The following is a 1,803-nucleotide window of genomic DNA, read 5'->3' as shown; positions in this document are numbered from 1 at the left end:
GACTCAGGCTCACTGCTTCAGCCAGATCGCGGGCGCGGCCGGAGCCCTGCATGCTGGGCAGGGCTCGGGCCTGCTCGGTCAGCGGCACAGGCACGGTGAACTCGCGGTAGAAGGGATTGGCTTCGAGGTCGATGGCGCCGACGGTGCGGTTGACCTGCACGCCATCGACTTCACGCGTGAAGCTGGCGCTCTGGGCGATGAGGTTGCCATTGACGGTGCTGCCGGCCTGGGTGCCGCCGGTGGCGTTGGTGGCACTGCCGGTCACGCCGATGCGGCTGATGCCCAGGGCATCGAGGCCAACAAGCTCGCCGGCGTCGGACACGCCATCCTGGTCGAGGTCGCGCCAGACCTGCAGGGAGTTCCAGGCGAGGTCGGCTGCGTTGAGTTGGCCGTCGGCGTTGGAATCCAGATCGCCGAGGGCATCGAAGCCGTTGACGGCGTTGCTGCCGTCGGACTTGAGGGTGTCGATGCCGAAGAGCTCTCGGCCGGTGTCGATCGAGCCATTGCCGTTGAGGTCGCGCACGAGGATGCCGTCGTCCGCGCCGATCCAGCCGGTGCCGGTGCGGATGGTGTCGGCGTTGTGGTCGAAGAGGACGGAGCCATCGGCGCGCTTCAACTCCAGGCCATCGCCGTCGAGGTCGAGCATCAGGGGGTCGATGGGCTGGCGCCAGGCACGGGCATCACGGAAACACATGTTGGTGTTCGGCAAGATGTCCCATGGCTTAGTGCGCCCGAGTTCCGGAAATAGACGGCCGATCTCTTCATCCAGAGCTTTCCAATCGGCTTCGTTCATTTGTCTACGTTGCTCGTTGTACTCTTCAACGTAGGGATCATTTAACGTTCCATCTGCCCTCTTTACGCCATCCTTGTCGTATATGTAGACGATCCCCGGCGAGAGCTCTCTCGCGTAGCTAGTTAGATTCCATGCGATGTTCGAGCCCTTGAAGAGTAGTTCCCCCTTGCTCCAATCCATTGTGAAACCAGTTACTGACTCCTGCGCCTTATCTGCGAGCCATAGGGCTGCGTCTTTCACAAGTTCTTTTCCACTAAGCGCCATAGGTCCTCCATGTGATATATAAAGCCAAAAGCAACCAAAATATTACATTTAAATTACCGGATCCACCGTGATTGGAAGATCTCGAAATGATCCACTGGATTGCAATTGCCACCAAAAACAACAACACAACACCCAAATCACTCAACATCAAGGAAAGCATTGAAATCAGGTCGCTATTCAATAGTGCAATCGCCTTGCAATACTACAAGGATCAATTCAGCCTTTGAGCGCGCAGAAAACTCTCTTTCAAACTGAATAATCTTGCGAGGAGGAGTGGTGGCGCATGCAGAGATGATGACCTTCGTAGGATTCGATTTGACAGCCTCATCAACTACCGGCGTTGCCAGTTTTGATTTGATTGATTTTATTTTGTAAATCTCAGGAGCGATTTCCACAGTTATTTCTCGTTTATTATCAAAACACCCCGCACTCACCAAAGCGGCGGCCAAACACAGGCCAAAATATCGTTTCATATAAATCTTGAATTCATTGATTTAAAGGGGATTGGTGTCCAGATAGGGCTTGATCGCGTTTGCAGCACCAGCGCGCCATAGATGCTCTCCTTCAAGGCGTCATAGCTTTGCTGCAACAGGGTCAGTTGCGCCGCCGGCGGGGCGATGCCGTAGCCGGCACGCGTCACATTGGTGGCCGCATCGGTGGTGTTGGTGCGGGTGGTGCCGGCGGTCAGGGGCATGCCGTTGGCACCGGTGCTGTAGAAGCGCTCGCCGTTGAAGACTTCCAGCACG

2 protein-coding genes and 1 pseudogene are annotated in these 1,803 nt (G+C 56.3%); all 3 read right to left on the bottom strand.

Translation table 11 applies throughout. From position 1 onward, the window contains the following. Positions 1-1,033 (bottom strand): annotated as a pseudogene (locus A8M77_RS34900) (hypothetical protein); the annotation flags it as partial. A gap of 197 nt (positions 1,034-1,230) precedes the next feature. Continuing rightward, entirely contained in the window at positions 1,231-1,530 is a 300-nt protein-coding gene (locus A8M77_RS35945) for a hypothetical protein (RefSeq protein WP_143694920.1), read from the bottom strand. Beyond that, on the bottom strand, positions 1,527-1,803 hold a 277-nt coding region (locus A8M77_RS34895; protein WP_143694919.1), incomplete at its 5' end, for a hypothetical protein. The genes A8M77_RS35945 and A8M77_RS34895, both read right to left, overlap by 4 nt.

Source organism: Variovorax sp. JS1663 (assembly GCF_002157355.1).
Lineage (GTDB): Bacteria > Pseudomonadota > Gammaproteobacteria > Burkholderiales > Burkholderiaceae_C > Variovorax.
The sequence above is the reverse complement of the archived record's forward strand: the minus strand, read 5'-3'. Positions and strand labels throughout refer to the sequence as shown.